This is a genomic window from Acidocella sp. (genome assembly GCF_027352905.1).
Taxonomy (GTDB): Bacteria; Pseudomonadota; Alphaproteobacteria; order Acetobacterales; family Acetobacteraceae; genus Acidocella.
Map to the genome: position 1 here is coordinate 36,062 of NZ_DAIEIF010000050.1, position 24,450 is coordinate 60,511.

Here is a 24,450-nt window from a genome sequence, read left to right on the forward strand (position 1 = left end):
CATGAAAAAACCCCTGCCTCCCACCGGTGATGATCCGCAATGGTATAAGGACGCGATCATCTATCAATTGCATATCAAATCCTTTTTCGATTCGAACGATGATGGCATCGGCGATTTTCCTGGCTTGATCTCAAAGCTCGATTATATTGCAGGGCTGGGCGCGACGGCGATCTGGCTGTTACCCTTTTATCCCTCGCCGGGGCGCGACGATGGTTACGATATTTCCGATTACCGGAACGTGCATCCGAATTATGGAACCATGGCCGATGTAAGAGCCTTCATCCGCGCGGCGCATGAGCGCAAGATCCGGGTGATCACGGAGCTGGTGATCAACCATACCTCTGATCAGCATCCCTGGTTTCAGCGCGCGCGTAAGGCAAAGCCAGGCTCCGTCTATCGAGATTTCTATGTATGGTCCGAGACGGATAAAAAATATGACCAAACGCGCATCATTTTTTTGGATACCGAAAAGAGCAACTGGACCTGGGACGAGGAAGCCGGGGCGTTTTACTGGCACCGCTTCTACTCGCATCAGCCGGATTTGAACTTCGACAACCCGCGTGTGCGGCACGAAGTTTTGAAAATCATGCGGTTCTGGCTTGATCTTGGTGTCGATGGCCTCCGTCTTGATGCCGTTCCCTATCTCATCGAGCGCGAAGGAACGAATAATGAGAACCTGCCTGAAACCCATGCGGTTTTGAAGGAGATCCGGGCGGCGCTCGACGCCCACGCACCTGGACGCATGCTGCTTGCCGAGGCCAATCAATGGCCGGAGGACGCTCAGCAATATTTCGGAAACGGCGATGAATGTCATATGGCATTTCATTTTCCCCTCATGCCGCGGATGTATATGGCGATCGCGCAGGAGGATCGCTATCCGATTACCGATATCATGCGACAGACGCCCGAGATCCCTCCCAACTGCCAATGGGCGGTCTTTCTACGGAACCATGACGAACTCACGCTGGAAATGGTGACGGATTCCGAGCGCGATTATTTATGGAATACCTATGCCATGGACCCTCGCGCCCGGCTCAATCTGGGCATAAGGCGCCGTCTGGCGCCGCTGATGGATCGCGACCGGCGACGAATCGAACTCATGACCAGCCTGCTTCTCTCCATGCCCGGCACGCCCGTGCTTTATTATGGCGATGAAATCGGCATGGGCGATAATATCCATTTGGGGGATCGCGACGGCGTACGCACGCCGATGCAATGGTCAGCCGACCGCAACGGAGGTTTTTCCCGCGCCAATCCCGCCCAGCTGGTTCTGCCGCCCATCATGGATGCGCTTTATGGCTACCAGGCCGTGAATGTCGAAATGCAAATGGCTGACCAATATTCCCTTCTCAATTGGAACCGGAGGATGCTGGCCGTGCGCAAGCGCCACCGCGCATTCGGCAGGGGAACGCAGAAATTTCTTTATCCCGGTAACCGTAAAATCCTTGCCTATTTGCGCCGGTTTAAAAATGAGGATGGGCAGGAAGAAATCATACTTTGCGTTTCCAATCTTTCCAGAAACGCTCAAGCGGTGGAGCTCGATCTTTCCGAGTTCGAGGGCCGTGTGCCGGTTGATCTCATCGGTACGTCCGGCTTCCCCGCCATTGGCCAGCTGACCTATCTGTTGACCCTACCTCCCTTCGCATTCTATTGGTTCATTTTAGCGAATGAAGAGGCCCTGCCGCCCTGGCACGTCAAGCCATCCGTCCCGCTTCCAGAGCTTCTTACTTTGGTAATCCGTAAGGGCATTCAGGATGTAGCGCAGCCCCCAGACAGGGCATTGCTCGAAACCGATATTCTGCCATCTTATCTGGCGCGCCGGCGGTGGTTTGGCGCTAAGGATCGATCCATCGACAGCGTGACTCTAACCCGCACCCAACCGGTTGCCGAACTGCCAGGTTTTCTTGTAACTGGTCTTGAGGTACGTTTCGGTGATGACGTTGAATATTATAATTTGCCCTTGGGAATTTGCTGGGATGGCGAGACGAACGCACCGCTGCCGGCTCAGCTTGCTCTCGGGCGGGTACGGCAAGGGCGGCGCACCGGATATCTCACCGACGCCTTTGCGATGGACGCTTTCGCTTTCGGAATCGTTCGGGGCTTACAGAACAATGCGATAGCAAAACTGCCGGAAGGCGAGCTTCGCTTTATTGCTGAAGCGCCATTGTCGGAAATCAAGCTTTCAGATAATCCAGAAATCCGCAGGCTTTCAGCCGAACAATCCAACAGCTCGCTCATCGTCGATCGCAAGGTGATTTTAAAGCTCATCCGCCATTATTATGCCGGGGTGAACCCCGAGATCGAGATGACGCGATACCTGACCCAAAACGGCTATAAAAATACACCCGCCCTATTGGGTGAAGTGGCGGAATGGAAGAATGACGAGACCTCCTGCTCCCTTATGGTAGCTCAACAATTCCGAGAAAACCAAGGAGATGCCTGGCAGGTTACATTGAATTATCTGAGCCGCCTCATTGATATGGGCGGTATGGAAGGACGCGACGAGGCTGAGGACGCCCACCAGCTTAGTAACTACCGGAGCTTCGCCCGCGCCGTTGGCACAAGGCTCGCGGAACTGCATGTTGTGTTGGCGAAACCAACCGATAACCCCGATTTTGCTCCCGACAAAGTCTCTGCGGAAGATGCACGGAATTGGGGTGACATGTCGGTAAGCCAGTTCCGGAAAGCCGTGGATATTCTGCAAAACACCAAGGAGTTCAGTGACCGTGAAACCGGCGACAGGGCTCAACGCCTGCTGAGCGCCGCTGAGAGGATACAAGCTCTCCTGCCCAAACTTGCCGCCGCCGCTCAAGGCACTCTGGCGACGCGTATTCACGGCGATTTTCATCTTGGCCAAGTTCTCGTGTCAAGCGACGATGTATTTATCATCGATTTTGAGGGCGAACCCGCGAAACCCCTTCCGGAGCGCAGGCGCAAAAGCTCACCCTTGCGGGACGTCGCCGGTTTGCTGCGCTCTTTTGACTACGCCGCGGCGGCAGCGCAGCATGGCCCCGTCACGCCGGAAAAAGAGCAATCCACCAGCGTGGTGAGCCGCTTTGTCGATAATATGCATGATGAATTTCTTCGCTCCTATATGGAGGTCATTAAAGCCCATTATGCCGTTGCGCTTGAACCGAAGGCGATGGAAGATCTCCTGACCTTGTTCCTCATTGAAAAAGCCGCTTACGAAATCTGTTATGAAGCGGCGAACCGGCCAAGCTGGCTTGGTATTCCTCTCAAGGGCATAGAAGCGCTCATCACCCAAACGATGAACCGGGAGTTGCAAAATGCTCGATGACGCCCTCATCGCCTTGGAGCAAGGCCGCCACGGTGATCCATTCTCGCTTCTTGGGCCGCATGGAGACATCGTGCGCGTGTTATTACCCGGCGCCCAGGCGGTAACGCTAAAAGGCCGCACCAGTGGCAACGTCATAGATCACGCAAGAAAAATAAGTGATGCTCTTTTTGAGGCGACTAATAAAAATCAGGAACCTTATGTTCTACAAATCGATTGGGGCGGCGCGATACAGGAGACCGAGGACCCGTATAGCTTCGGATTGTTGCTATCAGATTTCGATCTCTACCTCCTGGCGGAGGGTAAGCATCACAATCTGGCGGATTGCCTGGGCGCGCTTCCCATGCGTGTGGAAGATGTTCCCGGGGTTCGCTTCGCGGTATGGGCGCCTAACGCCCAACGCGTCTCCGTGGTCGGTAACTTCAACAGCTGGGACGGGCGGCGCCACCCTATGCGCCGGAGAAATTCCGGAATCTGGGAATTGTTCATTCCCCGTCTAGGTCCCGGTGAATATTATAAATATGAAATTATTGGCCCGCACGGCCTGCTTCCCTTGAAAGCTGACCCCATCGCCCGTCAGGCGGAACTGCCGCCGGGCACCGCCTCCATTGTCGCCCCGGTATGGACCCCGCCGCCCCGGCCCAGCTATGCGCCGCTTAACGCGCCTCTGATGATCTACGAAGTCCATGCGACATCCTGGATGAAGCATCATGATGGCCGGTCTTATGATTGGGATGAGCTGGCGGAACGGCTGATCCCCTACGTCGTGGATCTCGGTTATTCCCACATAGAATTACTGCCGGTCATGGCGCATCCTTTCGGCGGCTCCTGGGGATATCAGCCACTCAGCCAGTTTGCGCCAATGCCGGAGATGGGTTCACCGGAGCGGTTCGCCCGTTTCGTCGAAGCCTGTCATCAGGCCGGCATCGGCGTGATACTGGATTGGGTGCCCGCTCATTTTCCCTCCGACGCGCATGGTCTTGCCTTGTTCGACGGCACCCATCTTTACGAGCACCAAGATCCCAGGGAGGGTTTCCACCGGGACTGGAACACGTTGATTTATAATTTAGGACGATTGGAGGTGCGAGAATTCCTGATCGCCAGCGCCTTATACTGGCTCCGCCAATATGGCGTGGACGGGTTGCGCGTGGATGCGGTGGCCTCGATGCTGTACCGTGATTACTCCCGCCAACCCGGTGAATGGGTTCCCAATATTTACGGGGGGCGCGAGAATCTCGAAGCCGTTCAATTCTTGCAGGAACTTTCCCAGATCGTGCAGGAGAGCTGTCCGGGCGCGTTTCTCATTGCGGAAGAATCCACCGCCTGGCCTGGCGTCACCGCGCCACCGCAAGGAAACGGTCTGGGCTTTACCCATAAATGGAACATGGGCTGGATGCATGACACGCTGTCTTACATGCAGGAAAACCCGGTCTACCGAAGCTATCATCATAATTTAATGACCTTTGGTCTGGTTTACGCTTTTTCAGAAAAATTTATTCTGCCCATTTCACATGATGAGGTGGTGCACGGCAAACGTTCCTTGCTCGGCCGGATGCCAGGAGATGACTGGCAGCGCTTCGCCAATTTGCGCGCCTATCTCGCTTTCATGTGGGCGCATCCCGGCAAGAAGCTTTTGTTCATGGGCTGTGAATTCGGTCAGCCGACCGAGTGGAATCATGAATCCGAACTGCCCTGGTGGCTTCTGCAGTACGACCATCATCGCGGCGTCCAGTCCCTCGTCCGTGAGCTCAACCAGGCCGTGCGCAACACGCCCGCCTTGTATGAGCGGGATTTCGACAGCGCGGGCTTCTCCTGGGTAGTGGGGGATGATTATCAGCAAAGCGTGTTTGCGTTTTTACGCTATGGAAATGATGGAACCACTGTCCTGGTGATTTGCAATTTCACGCCCGTGCCGCGCCATGAGTACCGGGTCGGCGCGCCCGCCGGGCAATGGCGGGAGTTTTTGAATACCGACATCCAGGGCTTTGGCGGCTCTGGCGTTGGTAATGGCGGCACGCTTACCGCGGAACCCATACCGGCGCATGGGCAACCGGCATCTCTCAACCTTACCTTGCCGCCCCTTGGCGTTATTTATCTGCGTATGGCCTAAACGGAATGCCCTGGACTAAGCAACCGCTGGGACGCGGCTCCCATTACCCGCTTGGCGCCCATTGGGATGGGCTGGGGGTCAATTTCGCCGTGTTCTCGGCCCATGCCCAACGGATCGAACTCTGCCTATTCGATGCGTCGGGCCGGCGGGAATTGCGCCGCGAGACCCTGCCGGAATGCACGGAGCAGGTTTTTCACGGCTATCTCCCCCAGGCGCGGCCCGGCTTGTTATATGGGTTTCGTGCCCACGGACCTTACATTCCCGAGGCGGGGCATCGCTTCAACCCGCACAAGCTTTTGCTCGACCCCTATGCGCGCAAACTGGCTGGGCGGCTGCGCTGGTCGGATGCGCTATTTGGCTATCATATCGGCTCCCCGCGCGAGGATCTTTCTTATGACCGGCGAGATTCAGCCGGCTTCATGCCCAAAGCCATGGTGGTGCATGAGAAATTTGAATGGGGACCGGGCGCGCCGCCCCGCCGGGGCTGGGACGAGACCGTGATTTACGAGGCCCATTTGCGAGGCCTGACCATCAAACATCCTGAAATCGAGGAAAGCGAGCGTGGCCGTTTTGCCGCGCTCGGAAACCCATGGATGATCGAATATCTTCACAGCCTCGGCGTCACCGCCATCGAGTTGCTGCCGGTTCATGCCTTCCTGCAGGAAAATTTTTTGCTCAAACGGGGGGTCAGTAATTATTGGGGATATTCCACCCTTGCCTACTTCGCTCCGGAGCCCTCTTATCTCGGCGGCCCAGACGGCACTCTCGATGAAATTCGCGAGACCGTGCGTAAACTTCATGTTGCGGGCATCGAGGTGATTCTCGACGTCGTCTATAACCACACGTGCGAGGGCAGCGAAAAAGGCCCCACCCTTTCCTGGCGCGGGCTGGACAGTCTTTCCTATTACCGCGGCGTGGATGGCGCGCCGCGCTATCTGGTGGATGACACGGGGTGTGGAAACACCTTGAACATATCCCACCCCCGGGTCCTGCAGATGGTCATGGATTCCCTGCGCTATTGGGTGGAATCGTACCATATCGATGGGTTCCGCTTCGATCTCGGCGTCACATTGGGACGCGAACCTTATGGATTCGATCCATTTTCAGGTTTCTTCGACGCCATTCGCCAGGACCCCGTCCTCGCCGGCGTCAAGTTAATCTCCGAACCCTGGGATATCGGCCCGGGCGGCTACCAGCTCGGCAATCATCCGCCCGGTTTCAGCGAATGGAACGATTGTTACCGGGATACCGTGCGCCGCTTCTGGCGGGGCGACCTTGGCCAGCGCGCCGAGCTCGCCAAGCGCCTGATGGGATCGAGCGAGATTTTCGACAAATTTCATCGCGGCCCCCGCGCAAGCATTAATTACCTTTGCTCGCATGACGGTTTCACCCTCCAGGATTTGGTTTCTTATTCCGAACGGCACAACGAGGCCAATGGCGAGGATAATCAGGATGGCCATCCCGAGAATTTTTCTCTCAATCACGGGGTAGAAGGCGCCAGCGAGGATGAGGCTATCACCCTCGCGCGCGAAACCACCAAGCGGGCCTTGCTTGCCACTTTGTTTTTTTCCCATGGCACCCCCATGTTCCTGGCGGGGGACGAGATGGGACGCACTCAGCAAGGCAATAACAACGCATACTGCCAGGATAATGAAATTTCCTGGTTGGACTGGTCGGGCCTGCTCGGTGAGTCTCGCTCGTCCGCTCAGTCTCTTTTCGGTTTCACCGTCCGGCTCATTGCCCTGCGCGCCGCGCATCCCAGCCTGCGGCCCCGCCATTTTCTCCACGGCACGGCGGAAATATTGCCTGGCATCGTCGATGTGGCCTGGTTCGATGAAACCGGACGCCTTCTGGACGCCGCCGCCTGGCTGGACCCCGCGGCGCAAATGTTCTCCCTGCGCCGGGCGACACGGGATAATGACACGCTCGACATAACCTTGACCATTTTTAACGGTTCGAATGCCTCGCGCGAATTCATCCTTCCCAATCCTGAACTGGGCTGGATTCTATTGATTGATAGCGCGGCGCCGGAAAGATCGGAAATCCTCCCGCAAGAAGTGATTCACGTCGACCCCCGCAGTGTTCTCCTCCTAACCGCGAGTCCCATATGACAGCCAAACCCGTCCGCCCCCATTTCGGCGCCGTTCCCACCACGGCTGAGCAGACCCTCTTCAGGCTTTGGGCTCCCCAAGCCAATGCGGTGGAAGTCATTCTGGCTAATGGCGCGGTTCTCAAAGCCGCGCCGGATGGGCAAGGCGTGTGGCAAGCCAGCGGACGCGCCCCGGCGGGCACGGCTTACCAATACCGGATCAACAACGAAACATTAGTGCCCGATCCTGCCTCCCGCGCCCAGCTCGACGACGTTCATGGCCCAAGCCTGGTTACCGATCTTTCCTATTCCTGGCAGCACGCCTCCTGGCGGGGCAGGCCCCTGGCCGAGACGGTGGTGTATGAGCTGCATCCCGGGCTGTGCGGCGGCTTCGCGGGCATCGCCGCCCAATTGCCGCGCCTCGCGGCGCTGGGCGTCACCGCTGTTCAGCTCATGCCCATCGCGGATTTTCCTGGCCGCCGCAATTGGGGATATGACGGCGTGCTGCCCTACGCGCCGGACCGGGCCTACGGCACGCCTGCCGAATTGCAGGCCTTGGTGGACGCCGCGCACGGATATGGGCTGCAGATTTTCCTGGATGTGGTGTATAATCATTTCGGACCCGACGGCAACTATCTGCCCCTTTACGCCAAGGATTTCTTCCGGCCGGACATCACCACCCCCTGGGGCGAGGCCATTGATTTCAGCCGGCGCCCGGTGCGGGATTTCTTCATCGACAATGCCCTCCAATGGGTCTGTGACTACCGGTTCGACGGTCTGCGCTTCGACGCCGTGCACGCCATCGCCGATAAGTCATTTTTGCACGAACTTGCTCACGCCATCCGCAGGGCGGCAACAGGCAGGCACGTTCATCTCATCCTGGAGAATGAGGAAAATGACGCCTCTCTCCTCGGCGGCGGGAATGATCGTTTCGATTCCCAATGGAATGACGATTTCCACCATTGCGTGCACGTGCTGCTTACCGGCGAGAAAGATGCCTATTACGAGGATTTTCAGGACGCCTCCCGGCTGCTGGCCCGCTGCCTGGCGGAGGGCTTCGCCTATCAGGGCGAGCCATCGCCGCATGCCGGAGGCAAGAAGCGTGGCACGCCCAGCGCCCATCTACCCACCACCGCCTTCGTCAATTGCCTGCAAAATCACGACCAAATCGGCAATCGCGCCTTTGGTGAGCGTCTGACGCGGCTGGCCGGTCCGGAGGCGCTGCGGGCTGCCGCGGCGCTGCTTTTATTCACGCCCCAAATCCCCATGCTGTTTTTTGGTGAGGAATACGGGGAGACGAGGCCCTTTTTGTTCTTCACCGACCATCACGATGAATTGCGGAAATTGGTCACGGAGGGCCGGCGCAAGGAATTCGCTAAATTCCCCGCTTTCGCGGATCCGGCCCAGCGGGAAAAAATTCCCGACCCCAACAGCGAATCCACCTACGAGGCGAGCCGCCCTCAATTCGTGGAGAATGAATGGACGCGGTTTTACCGGGATTGTCTGTCTTTGCGCGCCCGGGAGATCGCCCCCCGCCTGGCCGGGTGCATGAGCACGGGGGCGCACCCCCTCTCCACCCACGCCGTGCGGGCCACGTGGCGGATGGGCGACGGCGCGGAACTGACCCTGGCCTGTAATCTCGGCGCTACCCCTGTGGCGGTGGAGGCTGGTCCTGGCCGCCTGATCTTTGGGCCACAGGCGGGGCCTAGCCTGCCGGCTTTCACCACCTGCCTCTGGCTCGCCCTGTGAGCAACCTTCACCGCACCGCCGCCCGGGCGGGGTTGCGCCGGCGATGGAAGGATGCCGGCGGGAGGATGCAAACCGTGAGCGATGCCAGCCTGCGGGCGATTTTGGAAGCGCTGGGCGAGGATGGCGAAGCGCGCTCTCCGCCCCCGCTGGTGACCTCCTGGCTGGACGAGCCGGTTTTGCTTCCCTGCCGCCCCGGCGCGGCCCGGCTACGGCTGGAAGACGGCGCCACGATGGATATGACGCTGGAGGAACAGGGGCGTCAGGCGCTCCTGCCCGCCATCGGGACGCCCGGTTATCACCGGCTGGAGACGAGAACCCACGCCTTCACCGTGGCGGTGGCCCCCCGGCGGGGCTTCAGCCTGGAAGATGCGGGCCAAGGCGCCAAGCTGTGGGGCCTCACCGTGCAGCTCTACGCTTTGCGCCGGGCGCGGGATGGTGGCATCGGCGATTTCGAGGCTCTCAAAAGCTTTGCCCAGGCGGCGGCGAAACAGGGCGCCTCCGCTCTGTTGCTGAGCCCGGTCCATGCCATGTTCACCTCGGACGTGACGCGTTACGCGCCTTACTCGCCCTCCAGCCGGGTGGCGCTCAACGTGCTGCACATCGCCCGCGAGGGGCGGGATGAGGCAGGCGACCTTATAGACTGGCCAGCCGCCTCCCGGCGCAAGCTTGCCCTGCTTCGCCGGGATTTCGAGGTGGTCACGGATTGGCGGGGCTTGGAGGCGTTTCGCGCCCAAGGCGGCGTCGGGTTGGAGCGTCACGCCATTTTCGAGGCGCTGGCCGAGCATTTTGGCGCGCTGGGCGGCACCTCCTGCGATTGGCGCACCTGGCCGGAGGCCTATCGCGACCCCGACTCTTCCGCCGTGCGGGACTTCATGGCGGCCCATGCGCAAACCGTCGCGTTCCATGCCTGGCTGCAATGGCGCGCCGCCCAGGGCCTGGCGGGCGCGCAAAACGCCATGCGCGGGGCGGGTGCCCGCATCGGGCTCATTGCGGATCTCGCCGTCGGCACCGACCCCTCGGGCAGCCATTGCTGGAGCCGGCAGGATGAGGTTCTGGGCGGGCTGGAACTGGGCGCGCCGCCAGATCTGTTCAATCGCGAGGGGCAGGGCTGGGGCATAACCGCCTTCTCGCCGGCGGGGCTGCGGCGCAGCGGTTTTGCCGGTTTCCTGGAAATGGTCCGGCACGCCTTGCATCACGCGGGAGGGCTGCGCGTGGATCACGCGCTGGGCCTCATGCGCCTTTGGGTGATCCCGCCCGGGCGGGGGCCGGCGGAGGGCGCTTATCTCGCCATGCCCTTCCCGGATCTGTTACGGCTGCTGGTACTGGAATCCCACCGGCACCGCGCCGTTCTGGTCGGGGAGGATCTTGGTACCGTGCCCGCGGGCTTCCAGCCCCAGCTCGCCGCAGCCGGCATTGGCGGCATGCGGGTGATGTGGTTCGAGCGGACGCGAAGCGGCTTCCGCGCCCCCGCGCGCTGGACCCCCGAGGCCGCGGCGATGACCACCACCCATGATCTGCCCACCGTGGCGGGATGGTGGACGGGGCGGGATCTGGAATGGCGGGCGCGGCTTGGCCTGGCCGCTGAAAGCAAGCCGGAACGGGCCGCCGCGCGCCGGGCTCTGTGGACGGCGTTCCGTAAATCAGGGGCCACCTCCGCCCCGCAGCCCGCCGAGGATGACCCATTGCCGGTCACCGCCGCCGCGTCCCAGCATATCGGCAAAACCGCCTGTCATATCGCTTTGTTGCCGGTCGAGGACGCGCTTTCCTCCCGCGAGGCGCCCAACCTGCCGGGCAGCACCACCGAGCACCCCAATTGGCGCCGCCGCTTGCCCGGCACCGCCCAGGAACTCTTCAGCCGGCCGGATTTGCGCGCGCGTCTGGCAGCTCTCCATACCGCCCGTCAACAGGTGTCATGATGCTTACCACGATCCCCCGCGCCACGCTTCGCCTGCAATTCAATAAGGAATTCACGCTGGAGCACACGCTCCCGCTCATCCCCTATTTCGCCAAGCTCGGCGTCTCGCATCTCTATGCCTCGCCTTTGCTCACCGCCCGGCCCGGCTCAATGCATGGTTATGATGTCATGGACCCCGGTTCCATCAATCCGGAACTCGGCGGCCTTCCTGCCCTGCGCCGCCTCGTCGCGGCCCTGCGCGCGGAACATATGGGCCTGTTGCTAGATATCGTGCCCAACCATATGGGTGTCGGCACGGGCAATGCCTGGTGGCAGGACGTGCTGGAATTTGGAGAAAAGAGCCGTTACGCGGCGTTTTTCGATATCGACTGGCAAACCGCCGCCCCCTCCCTGCGCGGCAAAATTCTCGCCCCGTTTCTCGAGGCTCCCTATGGGGAGGTTCTCTCGGCCAGAACGATCAAGCTTCGGCTTGACCAGGAAAAAGGCGGGTTTCACTTTTCCTATTACGAGAATGAATTTCCGCTTTCACCCGCCAGCACCTCGGTGGTGCTGGGAGAAATTCCCGGCGGCGGGGAGTTGGCGGAGGCTTTCGCCCGGGCGGCGGCCCAGGCCGACCCCGCCGCCGCGGTCCTTTCCGCCAAACAGGAGATGCGCCGGTTCGCCGCTCAAGCGGTTGCGATCCAGCCCGTGCTCGACGCTCTCTCCGCCCCGGAGCGCCTGGGCGAATTGCTGGATCAGCAGCATTACCGCCTCGCCTGGTGGCGCACCGCCGGGGATGAGATCAACTGGCGCCGCTTCTTCGACATCAACACCCTGGCGGGGCTGCGGGCGGAGCGGCCAGAGGTGTTCGAGGCCAGCCATCGCTTCATTCTCGAGCTTTACGCCGAGGGGCTGATCGACGGCGTGCGCATCGACCATGTGGACGGGCTGGCAAACCCCGGCGCCTATACACGCAAGCTGCGGCGGGCCATGGCGGCTATGACCAGCCGGCGCCCGGCTGAGGCGGCTCAGGGCGAGCCTTATATCGTGGTCGAGAAAATCCTGGGCGCGGACGAAACCCTCGAGCCGAAATGGCGTACCGACGGCACCACCGGTTATGATTTCATGAACGAGGTGGGCGCGCTCCTCCATGATCCGGAAGGCGCGGGACCGCTCACCGCCGCCTGGGCGCGCCAGACCGGGCGGCCGGGAATTTTCGCGGTGGAGGAGGAACGCGCCCGCCGCCAGATCCTGCGGGAGAATCTGGCCGCCGAGCTGAATAGCCTGGCTGGGCGCCTGCACGGCATCGCGCAGGGCGACCCCGATACACGGGATTACACGCAGGAGGCTCTGCGCCGGGGGCTGGAGGAATTGCTCGCGCATTTCCCCGTATATCGCATTTACGCCAGCGCTGCGGGGGGCGGCCCGGCCGATATCCAGCAATTCGACCGCGCCTTGCAAGAGGCTGAGCGCGCCTGCCGCCACTCGGCGCGGCCTGTTCTGGCCTTGCTGCGCCGCTGGCTGCTGGCGGAGGCGCCGCGCGCCCTGCCCCCCGGCCCGGCGCGGCAAGAACGCCTGCGGGCGATGCGGGCCTTCCAGCAGCTTTCCGCTCCCACGGCGGCGAAATCCGTGGAGGATACCGCCTTCTACCGCTTCGGCCGCCTGCTTTCGCGCAATGAGGTGGGGGCCAATCCGGAACAATTCTCCTTAAGCCCCGAGGCGTTTCACGCCGCCATGGCCCGGCGCGCCGAGACTCTGCCCGGAGCCCTGCTCGCCACCGCCACCCACGACCACAAGCGCGGGGAGGACACGCGCGCCCGCCTCGCCGTCTTGTCGGAAATTCCCGAGGAATGGGAGCGGGAAACCACGCGCTGGATGAAGCTCAACGCCGGTCTCCGGTCCGGTGCCGCCCCCTGCCCTGCGGATGAGCTGATGTTGTACCAGATGATCGTCGCGGGGTGGCCGCTTTCCCTCGCCATCGATGACGGGGCCGGGTTGAAGGCGTATGCGGAGCGCGTCGCCGCCTGGCAGGAGAAATCGCTGCGCGAGGCCAAGCTCCATACGGATTGGGCCGCGCCGGACGAAGCCTATGAGGCCGCCGCCACCACCTTGTTGCACGCCTGTTTCGATCCCGATCGCCCGGCGCTCAAGGAGATGGCTACCTTCGCCGCGCGCATCGCCCCGGCGGGCGCCGTCAACGGTCTCGCCCAGACGGTGCTGCGCCTCACCGTGCCGGGCGTGCCGGACCTGTATCAAGGGACCGAGTTCTGGGACCAGAGCTTTGTCGACCCGGATAACCGCCGCGCGGTGGATTTCGCGGCCCGCGCCGCCGCCCTTGCCTGTCCGGAAACCGGCGTGACGGGCTGGCGGACCGGGGCGGTGAAGCAGACGGTGATCGCCCGGTTGCTGGCGGCGCGGCGGGCACTTCCCGCTCTCTTCGCGGCGGGCGGCTACACGCCATTGCGGGCGCAAGGCCCCCAGGCCGCGCATGTTCTCGCCTTCCGCCGGGATCATGAAGGCCAGTCGCTGGTCGCCGCCGTCACCCGGCTGGCCGGGCGGCAAGGGCTGCGGGAGCCTTTGCTTCCCGCCTCGTTCTGGCGCGGCACGGCGCTGGAGATCGGCGCGGGCCCATGGCGGGATCGCCTCACCGGGCAGGATGTCCAAAAGAATGGTGTCATTCCGCTGGAGACATTGTTCTCCACCCTGCCGGTGGCGGTGCTCGCCCGGCCCGAGAGCGGCTGATACAATTTTTCAGGCGGTCACGAAAACTTTTCAACCGGAGGGCGAATGTAGGGGTACGGCAACCCCAACCAAGGAGATTTTCATGTCCGCCGTCGGCTCCATCATGACCAATACCGGGGCGCTGCAAGCGCTCAACGCCATCGCCCAGACCTCCAACATCACCAGCAGCCTGCAGAACCAGCTGGCCAGCGGCCTGTCCATCAACTCCCCCGCCGATAACCCGGCCGGGTATATCACCGCCCAGGGCTTCACTTCGCAGTTGAACGGGTTGAGCCAGGCCACCTCCAACGCCAATCAAGCCGTCTCGCTGCTGCAGACCGCGCAGGGCGCCATCGGCCAGCAGATCGGCATCGCCCAGCAGCTCAACTCCATCGCCGTACAGGCGGCCAACGGCACGCAGACCCCGGCCGAGGCGCAGTCCCTGCAGACCCTGGCGGGGCAGCTGACCAGCCAGATCAGCACCATCTCCAAGCAGACCCAATTCAATAACATCAATCTGCTCGACGGCACCTTCAACGGGGTGCAGTTTCAGGTTGGCGCCAATGAAGGGCAGACGACGACCCTGACCATCGGCAGCACCGATGCCAGTAAGATCGGCATGTGGCACTCCTCCGCACTTGCTACAACTTATAAAGGAACGAATGGCAGTGCCAAAGATGGGGCCTTCGGCAGCGGCGCGGTAACGGTAGCGACCACAGGCGCGGCGTTCGCCGCCGGCTCCGCCACCATCACCGGCGCCAATGGCGGTACCCAGAAAGTGGCATCCACAGCCGGAGAATCCGCCGCCTCGCTCGCCTCCGCCATCAACACTCTGTCCAACCAAGGTGGTGTCCAGGCCCAGGCCTACACCAAGGCAACCTTCAAACTTACCGCCGGCTCTTCCAATCAGCAATATTCCTTTAGCATCCAGGCGGCAAAGGGGAGCGCCGCCGGCAGCGCGATCGGCACGAAACAGACGATCGTCGCTTCCTCCGCGGCGGGGGTGGTCTCAGAAATCAACAGCCAAACCTCGACCAGCGGCATCACCGCCGCCCTCGACAAAAATGGCAATCTCGTGCTGACCCAGGCGGCCGGTCAGAACATCAACATCACGGGCGTCAGCTCGGGTAGTTTGACGCAAGTGAAAGCGGACGGCACCGCCGTTGCTGGCGTTACGCTGAGCTCCACTAATGCCGCTGGCGTCATTCAAGGGCAAGTGCAGCTGCAATCTTCCGGGGCCTTCTCGGTCAGCAATGGCTCCGCCATCGGCGTTAAAGGAAATTCGGGCCTGGCCGATCTCGCCGACATCAATGTCTCCAACACCGACGGCGCCAACGCGGCGATCAACGTGGTTAAATACGCCCTCGCCGCGCTTAATAACGCGGGGGGCAATCTGGGCGCGGTCCAGCAGGGACTCACGGCCAACATCAACAACATGAACACCTCCAGCCAGAACATCACCACCGCGCTCGGCGTCGTGCAGGATGCCAATATCCCGCAGGTGAGCACGCAGCTGACCCAGCAGGAGATCAAGGCGCAGTCCGGCGTGGCGGCGCTCAAATCCTCCACCCAGTTGCAGCAGGCCTATCTTTCCCTCCTGCCGTAAGGGTTTGGTAACCGGACCGGGGCTTAAATGGCCCCGGTCCATCGCTTCATCCTTGTCTCCAGGTGCGTCATGACGTCCTCCGTATCCGCCCTCTCCTCCTCCGCGATCACCGCGCAGCTTACCACGGTGGCGCAGCGGCTTCAGGCGCCCATCACCAACCTGCAAAACGAGGTCACTTCGGATAAGGCGCTGATCTCCGCCTGGGGCAGCATCGCCGGGGCGATGTCCAGCCTGTCGGACAGTCTCGGCAATCTCAAGGATATCAGCACGATCAACAGCCGGGCCGTTATCTCCAGCAACACCGCCACCGCCACCGCCACCGTGGACAACACCGCCGCCACTGGCAATTACAACCTCACCAATATCGCCCTCGCCAAAGGGCAGGAGATTTATTCCGGCCTGCTCGGCTCGGCCAACGCCACCCTTTCCGGCGGGGCGGGCCAACTCGCCATCACCCTGGCCGGCGGCGGGAGCGAAACCATCTCCCTCGGCTCGGGCAGCCTGACGCTAAACAATGTGGCGGCGGCGATCAATCATCAAGCGGGCGGGGTGAAAGCCTCGGTCATCAGCAGCACCGGCGGCGCGCGCCTGGTTTTGCAAAGCAGCGGCACCGGCAGCGGCGCCGCCTTCTCCGTCTCCGGCACCGGCGCGCTGGCCCAGTTTTCCTATAGCAGCGCCACACCCGGCAGCGAAATTCTGGCGCGAACGGCGAGCAACGCCACGCTTAGTCTCAACGGCGTGCCAGTGACCAGCGCCACCAACACGCTGGACTCCGCCGTCGCCGGCGTCACCATCACCCTCGCCGGCTCCGGCAATGCCGATATCTCCATAAATTCCTCCCCCGCCGGCTTGTCGGGCGACGTGTCCCAGGTCGCCACCAGCCTCAACGCGGCGCTGGCCGCCATCTCGGCGCAGACCAAATACATTCCCGCCAAAACCGGCGCTTCGGCCTCTTCCGCCCAGGCCGGGCTATTGCTGGGCAATTTCTCCGCCACCAATCTCCGCAACAAGCTGATGAGCAGTGTCAGCACCCTCCAGGCCAGCGGCCTCAGCGCCAACGCCATCGGCCTTTCCATCACCAGCTCTGGCGCGGTCAAATTCAACAGCAGCTCTTTTTCCACCGCCTATGCGCAGAATCCCGACGGTGTCGGCAAGCTCATTTCCAAACTCTACACCAGCCTCCACGCCATCGCGGCGAGCGCCACGGGCGCCTCCAGCGCCGATTCGATCACCGGCACCAGCGTCACCGGCTTCATCACCGCGCAAACCAATTCCCTGAACGCTTCAATCAATTCCATCGAGCAGCAAATCACGCTGCTGACCAAGCAAAGCTCCGCGACGTTGCGGGCGTTATCCGCCCAGTACACCTCGGCGGTCAGCAAGCAGAGCTCGGCGAGCGTCACCAAGGCCTATCTCAGCATTTTCCTCGGTTCTTCCTCCAAAGGTTCGGGTTAAACCATGAGCGGCATGGACGATATCACCCTCACCTATCGCGCCGCCATGTTCGACGGCGAGCCCGGCCTGCATTGGCTGCGCCCTGGCTGGCGGGCGCTGCGCCAATATGGGCAGCGCGCCCGCTTGGCGATCGAGGCGAATGATCCCGCCACCAAGGCGCTGATGATCTCCCGCGCCGATGAGCTGCTCACTCTGCTTTCTGGCATCATCGCCGATGATAAAGGCGCCGCCCTGGGTTCGGCCCTGGGTACGGTCTATGCCGCTCTGCGCTTTACCCTACTGCGCGCCAACGCGGAAAACAGCGTGGAGGCCCTGCGGGATTACGACGCCGCGCTGACGCTGCTCTGCCGGGAAACCGGCGCCTCCCCTGAACATGAAATTTCTGCCAAAATGGTGGCCGCATGAGTAATACGATACAAAAATTCACCTCCGGTGCGGCGGCGGAAGGTCCCGGCGCCGCGGCCAAACCGCAGGCGGCGCAGGATATGAGCAAGACCACCCCGGCGGTGCCACCCCAAACCGATAGCGTTACGCTCAGCAACGCCGCCCAGGCCAGCACCGCCCTGCTCGCGGCGGCGCGCGACGCATCCGGCATAGACCAGCCGAATGTGGCGGCCATCAAATCCGCTTTGGCCAATGGCAGCTATAACGTGTCGCCCGAGACACTGGCTCAGGCGATCTCCACGGTTCTGCGCGAGACCCAGGCGTGACCGTTTCAGGCAGCTTCCGGCCGGTGCCGCTCCCAAAAATTGAGGACTCACCGCCGGTCGGCGAGTTGCTGCGCCATGGACTCGAGCTCGTCGAGGATCTGACGTGCAAGCTGCAATCCTTGGATTCGCTGCTACTAACCGGCAAGCCCAACGAAATATCAGAGGCGTCGGCCCATGTGGAGGCCGCCCTCAATGCCGCCGCCCCATCCTTCGCCCAGATCGCGGAGGCGCTGGGCCTGCTTGGCGTCTCCAACCTCGCCGCGGCGGCGGCGCAGCTCCGCCATATCGAGCAGACGGACGCCGCCGCCCTGGCCGAGGCCCTGCGCGGCGCCCTCTCTCGCTTCGCCAAGCGCTCCGTCACCGCCAATCGGCGCGCCCAGCAACTCAACCGGGGTCTCAGCGCCGCTTTGCGCGGTCTTCAGGCTTTAGGGGTGCAAGAAGCCGGCCGGCTCATCGCGGAAGCCTGAATAAGGCAAAGCGCCAACGGCAAGGCCAATGGGCGCTTCAGGGGGAGAACCCAGGGGCGAATCAGCCCTTGCGCAGACCAATCCCGGCGAATTTCTTGTTGAATTTGGCGACCTGGCCGCCCGTATCGACGATGCGCTGCTGGCCGGTCCAGGCGGGGTGGGATTTCGGATCGATGTCCAGCCGCAACGTGTCACCCGGCTTGCCCATGCAGGAGCGGGTTTTGAATTCCGTGCCATCCGTCATGATGACGGTGATCTCGTGGTAATCCGGATGAATATTGGCCTTCACCGCGCGTCTCCATGCAAAACAGCCGCCGATCCCGACCGGCGGCGCGAAAGATGGCTGACTTAAGCCGGAGCGGGGATAAAAGCAAGGCTCGGCTTGGATAAACCCCCATATGGCTGGCTTAAAGCTGAATTCCCGTTTAAGTTGTGGGCATGCAACGCATGCGGAGCTTGGATGGGGTGAGGGGGCTGCTGGCTGTCTACGTCCTGCTCGGCCACGCCATGCCTTTGACCATGGCGCCGCCCTGGCTCGGCGCACTCTGCGCCCACGGGCAGGCGGCGGTGGATCTCTTCTTTTGTCTCAGCGGCTTCGTCATCGCCGGCTCGCTGGAGCGCCATAACGGCCGCTTTTTCCCTTTCATGGCGGCGCGGGCGCGGCGGCTGCTGCCGGTTTATATCCTCGCCCTCGGTTTCGCCCTGCTGGCCGCCTGCCAGGGCGACCCTCTGCCCCGCCTGCCCTGGCGGCAGGAATCGGCGTGGGAAATCTTTGCCCCCACCTTGCCCGCCCCCCTTTGGCCGCATCTGCTGGCGCATCTCACTTTGCTGCACGGCGCATTACCACAAAGCTGGCTCCCTTATGGCTGGATGACGATCCTCGGCCCTGCCTGGTCCCTTTCCACCGAATGGCAATTCTACCTGGTCATCGCGCTTATCTCGCCGCGCCGGTTGGAGAGCTTCTCTTTGGCCCTGCTGGGCGCGGCCTTTCTGTATCAGGCCCTTCCCCATGGCGGGTTTTCACGCGCCTTCTTGCCGGACGCGGCGGGCTGGTTCGCGCTCGGCATCGCCAGCCGCGCCTGGGTGCTGGCGGGCCGTCCCGGCCCGTTTCTGCTGGCACTGGCGGCACTATGCGTTCTCGCTTCACTCACCGCCCCAGCCAAGAGCCTTACGGCATTGGCCTGGGCCGGGTTGATGCTCGGCCAGCGCCAGGGCTGGACCAAGACCCTGGCCGCACGCCCCTTGCTGTATCTCGGGGCGATCTCTTATCCGCTTTATCTAATGAACGAGCCGGTCGAGCGTTTGGCCGCGCTCTGGCTCGCGCCGCGCATGGCGGGGAATGCGCTAGGGTTCAGCCTCATTTTCCTGCCTTTGACGCTTTTGGTCTCTCTGGCATTGGCGGCCCTGCTGCATCACGCCATCGAGCGCCCTTTGCTGCGGCGCAAGACGGCCCCCCGCCTCCCCGCCCCGGCCCTGAGCGGTCTTTGACGGGGCCGTCGCTCCGCGCGAGAGTATAGAGCCATTCCTGAAAGGCCTCTCATGCGTCTCGCGGGCAAGCGGATCTTCCTCACCGGAGCAGGCGGCGGCATTGGCCGCGCTGCCGCCCTCAAATGCGCCGCCGAGGGCGCGCGGCTCATCTGCGCCGATATCAACCCGGCGGCGGCGGCGGCGGTCGTAGCCGCTGTCGAGAGCCAGGGGGGCGAGGCCGTCGCGGTCATCGGCGATCTCGCCGATGAAACCGCCGCCGCCGCCATGTTCGCTGAGGGAGCCGCCGCCCTCGGGGGGCTGGATGTTCTGTTCAACAATGCGGGGCTATGCCTAGGGAATGATGCGGGGCCGGTGGAAACGTCTCTCGCTGTTTGGCATCAGACTCTGGCGGCGAACCTCACCTCCGTGTTTCTTGGCTGTAAATACGGCCTCCCCCACCTGCTGCAATCCGGGCGCGGCGTCATCATCAACACCGCCTCGATCGTCGCATTGGTCGGCTCCGCCTTTCCCCAGATCGCCTATACCGCCGCCAAGGGAGGCGTGCTGGCGATGACGCGGGAAATCGCGATCATGTATGCCAGGCGTGGCCTGCGCGCCGTCGCCATCTGCCCCGGCCCCACCGCCACGCCCCTGGTCAAGGCTTTCCTGGCCGATGAGGCGGCCTGGAAGTTGCGCCGTCGTTATATTCCCGCGGGCCGGCTTGCAGAGCCGGAAGAAATCGCCAATCTTGTCGCCTTTCTTGCCTCGGATGAAGCGAGCTTCATCACCGGCTCGGCCTATACGATCGATGGCGGCATCACCGCCGCCTATGTCATCGACGATGAGGCCGGGTAGCCATGCCGGGCCTCTGCCGCGATTGTGACGCCCGCGCGGATACCGCGCCCTGCCCGCGTTGCGGCGGCGTGCGGGTGGTGCGCCATGCGGAGCTGTTTCACTTGGCCACCGCCCATATCGATTGCGACGCCTTCTACGCCGCCGTGGAAAAGCGCGACCATCCGGAGTGGCGCGACAAGCCCCTCATCGTTGGCGGCGGCGCTCGCGGCGTGGTGGCGACCTGCTGCTATATCGCCCGGCTTTCCGGGGTGCGCTCGGCCATGCCTATGTTCAAGGCGCGGGCCCTCTGCCCGGAAGCGATTATCGTGCCGCCGGATATCGCCCGCTACGCCGCGGTTTCCCGCCAGCTTCGCGCGATGCTGGAACGCCTCACCCCTCAGGTGCAGCCGCTTTCCATCGACGAGGCGGTGCTCGACCTCTCCGGCACCGAGGCGCTGCACGGCGCCCCGCCCGCCATCGTTCTCTCCGCCCTGGCCCGGCGTGCCGAAAAGGAGCTGGGCCTCACCATCTCCATCGGCCTCGCCCGCAACCGCATGCTGGCCAAGCTGGCAGCGGAGCGGGGCAAGCCGCGCGGCTTTACCGTTCTGGGGCAGGAAGCGGCAGCCCTGCTGGCGCAGGAATCCGTGGGGGTGCTGCCCGGCATCGGCCCGGCCCAGGCGCGGCGGCTCGCATCCCTGGGCGTTACCACCGTAGAGCAGTTGGCGGCGCTCGACGCCGGCATGGCGGCCCGGCTGGGCCAGGAGGGCGCGGCGCTGGTGGCCCGCGCCCGCTTGCAGGATCACCGCCCCGTACAGCCTGAGCGGGAGAGTAAATCCATCAGCGCCGAGACCACCTTCTCCACTGACATCGCGGACCGGGCCGGGTTGGAGGCAGAGCTTTGGCCGTTATGCGAAAAGCTGGGCCGGCGCCTGCACCGTGAGCACCAGGCCGCCGCCGGCCTGGTGCTGAAGCTAAAAACCGCCGGATTCGAGCAACGCACCCGCAGCCTGCGGCTGAGCGCGCCCACCCAACTGCCGGAGACGATTTTTGAATCCGTCTTGCCTTTACTCGCACGGGAGGCGGAGGGCACGCGCTTCCGCCTCATCGGCATTGGCGCGGCCCCCCTGGCCGCCGCCGCGCTGGCGGATCTCGGCGACCTTGCCGATACCGCCTCCCCGCGCCGCCGCGCCCGCCAGGAGGCGATCGACCGGCTGCGCGCCCGTTTTGGCGATCACTCCGTCCAACGCGGCCGCGCCCTGCGAAGCCTAGGAGGCTAGCCCCATCTGCTCCGAAATTATTGACTTCAAAGCAGACGACTGAATGCTCGTTAAAACAAGGTCGGAGTTTTTTTATGTGACGCTTCGTTCGCTCTGGCTGCCCGTGAAGCCGCCCAGCCAGATCGAGACATTGCTCTAGGATCAGGAAAGCCCTAGTTTCCCGGGAATGGATGGCCATGCCTGCCGCTGATATCGATCCCGCCCTGTTCCGCGAGGCCATGGCCCGGCTGGGCGCGGCCGTGACCATTCTCACCACGCGCGGACCGGAGGGAGATGTCGGCATGACCGCCTCCGCCGTCTGCTCGGTCACCGACACTCCCCCCACCGTGCTGGTCTGCATCAACCGTGCCGGCAGCCAGTACGAGACCTTCAAATCAACCGGATTCATCTGCATCAATGTGCTGGCCCATGAGCATGAGGAACTGTCCCCCATTTTCGCGGGGGTTGGCGATCTGCCGATGGAACAACGCTTCGCCAGAGGGGAATGGATCCGCCTCGTCACCGGCGCGCCAGCCTTGCGAACCGCCGCGGCCAGTCTCGATTGCAAGGTGACCCAGAGCGTGGATGTGGGGACCCATACCGTGTTTTTCTGCGAGGTTCAGGCGATTCATCTCGGCCCGGCGGGCTCCGGCCTCGTCTATCACGGCCGGGCCTATCATCAGATCCTGCACCGCTTCGGCTAGGCGGCCCCGCGAATCGCCTCGATTTTTTCCCAGATCGCGGCGGCCAGGTTGAGGTTTTCAAACCGTGCCACCTGCTGCAATCCGGTCGGGGAGGTCACGTTGATCTCAGTGAGATACTCACCGATCACGTCAATGCCGGTAAAGAGCAGGCCCTGCCGCTTGAGGGTCGGGCCGATGGCGGCACAAATCTCCAGGTCGCGCGCCGTGAGCTTCACCGGCTCGGCCCGCCCGCCCACATGCATATTGGAACGGGAATCCCCTTCGGCCGGCACACGGTTGATGGCCCCCAGCGGCTCGCCATCGATGAGGATGATCCGTTTATCCCCCTTGCGCACGGCGGGCTCGTAACGCTGGACCATCAGCGGCTCGCGCGAGGCGGTAAAAAACATATCGAGCAGGGAGCCGAGATTTTCGTCATCCGGCTTGATGCGGAACACGCCAATGCCGCCATTGCCAAAAAGCGGCTTCACGACGATGTCTTTGTGCCGCGCCCGGAACTCGCGGATGGCGTCGCGGTCCCAGGCGATGAGCGTCGGTGGCATCAGCTCCGGGAAATGCGTGACCAGGAGCTTCTCCGGCGCGTTGCGCACGGCGGCGGGGTTGTTGACCACCAATGTCTTGGGATGAATATGCTCTAGAAGATGGGTGGCGGTGATATAGGCCATGTCGAAAGGCGGGTCCTGGCGCATGAGCACCACATCCATGCCGCCGAGAGCGATCACCTCCTCCGGCCCAAATTGATAATGGGCACCCGCCACGTTGCGGACCGTCACCGGCTTGACGCGCGCCCGCAATACAGCGCCATCCAGCCACATATGGGGAACCTCATAATACCAGAGCCGGTGGCCGCGTGACTGTCCCTCCAGCATCAGCGCGAAAGTCGAATCGCCGGTGATATCGATGCGATGCAGCGGGTCCATCTGCACCGCGGTATTCAAAGACGCCATGTCATCCTCTGCCTAGGGCTTGCGGCACGCTATCAGGAGACGGGGTGTTGCTCCAGGGCCGCGGCAATAGCGCGCGTTTGCAATGCCTTTTCGAGGCACAAGATAGGCCAGCGTCATGTCGCAAACCCCAGGATGGGGCGATGACAATAAATGAAGAGTTATCAACAATTTTTTTTGCTGCAATGCGGCGTATAATTTGCCACATAAGCTTCAGAAGGCTGCCCCATTCGAGCCTTTATTATCGATTATCGATCAACCAATGGACATATCGTCCTGCAAGACCGAAAGGTGATGAGTGATGTCCGCGAATATGCTAAAAACCGAGGCTGAACTCCGCAATGCCGTCATCGACCGGTTGATCGCGGCCTCTTTGAGCGATGGCAAGCCGGCTCGCGAAGCGACGTTGGAACGTTGGCGGGCTTTGAGCCACATTAAAGCAGAAAAAACCAGCAAATAACCAGCTGAGGGCACTTCAGCGTGTCCTCGTCTAGTTTATGCTCATTCATACATTCACCGGGCTGACCCTTGGGGTTTGGCCCGGTTAATATATAGATCGGCCCTCGCTTGGTCACCTCGTCGGCGGCGCCTATATCAGGCGGCAGAGCGATGAGGAGAGCCGCGATGACAACCATAGAGACGCAATTTCCGTTTACGTTGAGCGACGAGGAATGGCGGCGGCGGCTGACCCCCGCGCAATATGCCGTTTTACGCGGTCACGCCACAGAACGTCCAGGAAGCTGCGCGTTGAATTACGAGAAACGCCCTGGCAGCTTCGCTTGCGCGGGCTGCGGCCAAACCCTTTTTATCTCCAATAGCAAATTCGAAAGCGGCACAGGTTGGCCGAGCTTCAATGATCCGGTCGAGGGCGCGATCGGGACCAGCATCGACCGCAGCCATGGCATGATCCGCGTGGAAGCGCATTGCAGCAATTGCGGTGGCCATCTCGGCCATATTTTTGAGGATGGTCCGCCCCCTACGGGGCTGCGTTATTGCATGAATGGCGAAGCGCTGGTGTTTCGTCCGGCGGAACAAGCAGATGCCGCTTCTAGCCTAATCTAGAACTTAACTGACGATAAATCTCTGCCTTAAAGATTTTTTGGCTGAGCCTGCCCTGAAACAAAAAAAGCCTGCCCCGGATGGGGCAGG

19 protein-coding genes are annotated in these 24,450 nt (G+C 62.3%); 17 read left to right on the forward strand and 2 right to left on the reverse strand.

The features are described 5' to 3' along the window. Position 1 precedes the first annotated feature (1 nt). From treS to M7H45_RS09300, 11 genes are all read left to right on the forward strand, one after another. Positions 2-3,298 carry a maltose alpha-D-glucosyltransferase gene (treS, locus tag M7H45_RS09250; RefSeq protein WP_298216305.1) on the forward strand — a complete coding sequence of 1,099 codons (3,297 nt, stop codon included), beginning with the start codon at positions 2-4 and terminating at the stop codon, positions 3,296-3,298. Further along, positions 3,288-5,405 (forward strand): 1,4-alpha-glucan branching protein GlgB, encoded by a 2,118-nt coding sequence (gene glgB / locus M7H45_RS09255; RefSeq protein ID WP_298216307.1) that lies wholly within the window; start codon positions 3,288-3,290, stop codon positions 5,403-5,405. Before treS ends, glgB begins: the two co-directional genes overlap by 11 nt. Positions 5,406-5,410: 5 nt before the next feature. Then, positions 5,411-7,516: a glycogen debranching protein GlgX gene (gene glgX, locus M7H45_RS09260; protein WP_298216309.1), complete on the forward strand. Its 2,106-nt coding sequence runs from the start codon at positions 5,411-5,413 to the stop codon at positions 7,514-7,516. Continuing rightward, positions 7,513-9,243: a malto-oligosyltrehalose trehalohydrolase gene (gene treZ, locus M7H45_RS09265; protein WP_298216310.1), complete on the forward strand. Its 1,731-nt coding sequence runs from the start codon at positions 7,513-7,515 to the stop codon at positions 9,241-9,243. Before glgX ends, treZ begins: the two co-directional genes overlap by 4 nt. A 65-nt stretch (positions 9,244-9,308) precedes the next feature. Further along, the gene (gene malQ, locus M7H45_RS09270) at positions 9,309-11,159 is read left to right on the forward strand and encodes a 4-alpha-glucanotransferase (protein ID WP_298216311.1); all 1,851 of its coding nucleotides are present in this window, start codon (positions 9,309-9,311) and stop codon (positions 11,157-11,159) included. Continuing rightward, entirely contained in the window at positions 11,156-13,879 is a 2,724-nt protein-coding gene (gene treY / locus M7H45_RS09275) for a malto-oligosyltrehalose synthase (protein ID WP_298216313.1), read from the forward strand. The genes malQ and treY overlap by 4 nt, the downstream gene beginning before the upstream one ends. A gap of 82 nt (positions 13,880-13,961) precedes the next feature. Beyond that, complete coding sequence (locus M7H45_RS09280; RefSeq protein ID WP_298216315.1) at positions 13,962-15,464, forward strand: flagellin; 1,503 nt, start codon at positions 13,962-13,964, stop codon at positions 15,462-15,464. 69 nt (positions 15,465-15,533) lie between these two features. Then, positions 15,534-16,919, forward strand: a complete 1,386-nt coding sequence (gene fliD, locus M7H45_RS09285) for a flagellar filament capping protein FliD (RefSeq protein ID WP_298216317.1) — start codon at positions 15,534-15,536, stop codon at positions 16,917-16,919. Positions 16,920-16,922: 3 nt separating this feature from the next. Further along, on the forward strand, positions 16,923-17,324 hold the full coding sequence (locus M7H45_RS09290) for a flagellar protein FliS (protein WP_298216318.1): 402 nt from the start codon (positions 16,923-16,925) through the stop codon (positions 17,322-17,324). Next, positions 17,321-17,629 carry a flagellar biosynthesis anti-sigma factor FlgM gene (gene flgM, locus M7H45_RS09295; RefSeq protein WP_298216320.1) on the forward strand — a complete coding sequence of 103 codons (309 nt, stop codon included), beginning with the start codon at positions 17,321-17,323 and terminating at the stop codon, positions 17,627-17,629. The genes M7H45_RS09290 and flgM overlap by 4 nt, the downstream gene beginning before the upstream one ends. A gap of 23 nt (positions 17,630-17,652) precedes the next feature. Further along, positions 17,653-18,096: a hypothetical protein gene (locus tag M7H45_RS09300; protein WP_298216322.1), complete on the forward strand. Its 444-nt coding sequence runs from the start codon at positions 17,653-17,655 to the stop codon at positions 18,094-18,096. A gap of 61 nt (positions 18,097-18,157) precedes the next feature. Here the strand turns inward: M7H45_RS09300 and rpmE are convergent, their stop codons facing one another. Continuing rightward, positions 18,158-18,385 carry a 50S ribosomal protein L31 gene (gene rpmE, locus M7H45_RS09305; RefSeq protein WP_298216324.1) on the reverse strand — a complete coding sequence of 76 codons (228 nt, stop codon included), beginning with the start codon at positions 18,383-18,385 and terminating at the stop codon, positions 18,158-18,160. Positions 18,386-18,543: 158 nt separating this feature from the next. Between rpmE and M7H45_RS09310 the strand changes: the two genes are divergently transcribed. From M7H45_RS09310 to M7H45_RS09325, 4 genes are all read left to right on the forward strand, one after another. After that, entirely contained in the window at positions 18,544-19,584 is a 1,041-nt protein-coding gene (locus tag M7H45_RS09310; RefSeq protein ID WP_298216325.1) for an acyltransferase, read from the forward strand. A 51-nt stretch (positions 19,585-19,635) separates the two neighbouring features. Further along, a complete protein-coding gene (locus M7H45_RS09315) occupies positions 19,636-20,418 on the forward strand; it encodes an SDR family oxidoreductase (RefSeq protein WP_298216327.1) in 783 nt (260 codons plus the stop codon). 2 nt (positions 20,419-20,420) lie between these two features. Beyond that, the gene (locus M7H45_RS09320; protein ID WP_298216329.1) at positions 20,421-21,674 is read left to right on the forward strand and encodes a DNA polymerase IV; all 1,254 of its coding nucleotides are present in this window, start codon (positions 20,421-20,423) and stop codon (positions 21,672-21,674) included. 170 nt (positions 21,675-21,844) lie between these two features. Continuing rightward, a complete protein-coding gene (locus M7H45_RS09325) occupies positions 21,845-22,357 on the forward strand; it encodes a flavin reductase (RefSeq protein WP_298216330.1) in 513 nt (170 codons plus the stop codon). Here M7H45_RS09325 and gshB read toward each other — a convergent pair. Continuing rightward, complete coding sequence (gshB, locus tag M7H45_RS09330) at positions 22,354-23,304, reverse strand: glutathione synthase (RefSeq protein WP_298216331.1); 951 nt, start codon at positions 23,302-23,304, stop codon at positions 22,354-22,356. The genes M7H45_RS09325 and gshB overlap by 4 nt on opposite strands. A 298-nt stretch (positions 23,305-23,602) precedes the next feature. Here gshB and M7H45_RS09335 point away from each other — a divergent pair, with 298 nt between their 5' ends. Together M7H45_RS09335 and msrB are read left to right on the forward strand one after the other, a co-directional pair. Then, on the forward strand, positions 23,603-23,761 hold the full coding sequence (locus tag M7H45_RS09335; RefSeq protein ID WP_298216333.1) for a hypothetical protein: 159 nt from the start codon (positions 23,603-23,605) through the stop codon (positions 23,759-23,761). A 164-nt stretch (positions 23,762-23,925) separates the two neighbouring features. Further along, on the forward strand, positions 23,926-24,363 hold the full coding sequence (gene msrB / locus M7H45_RS09340) for a peptide-methionine (R)-S-oxide reductase MsrB (protein ID WP_298216335.1): 438 nt from the start codon (positions 23,926-23,928) through the stop codon (positions 24,361-24,363). The last annotated feature ends 87 nt before the right edge of the window (positions 24,364-24,450 follow it).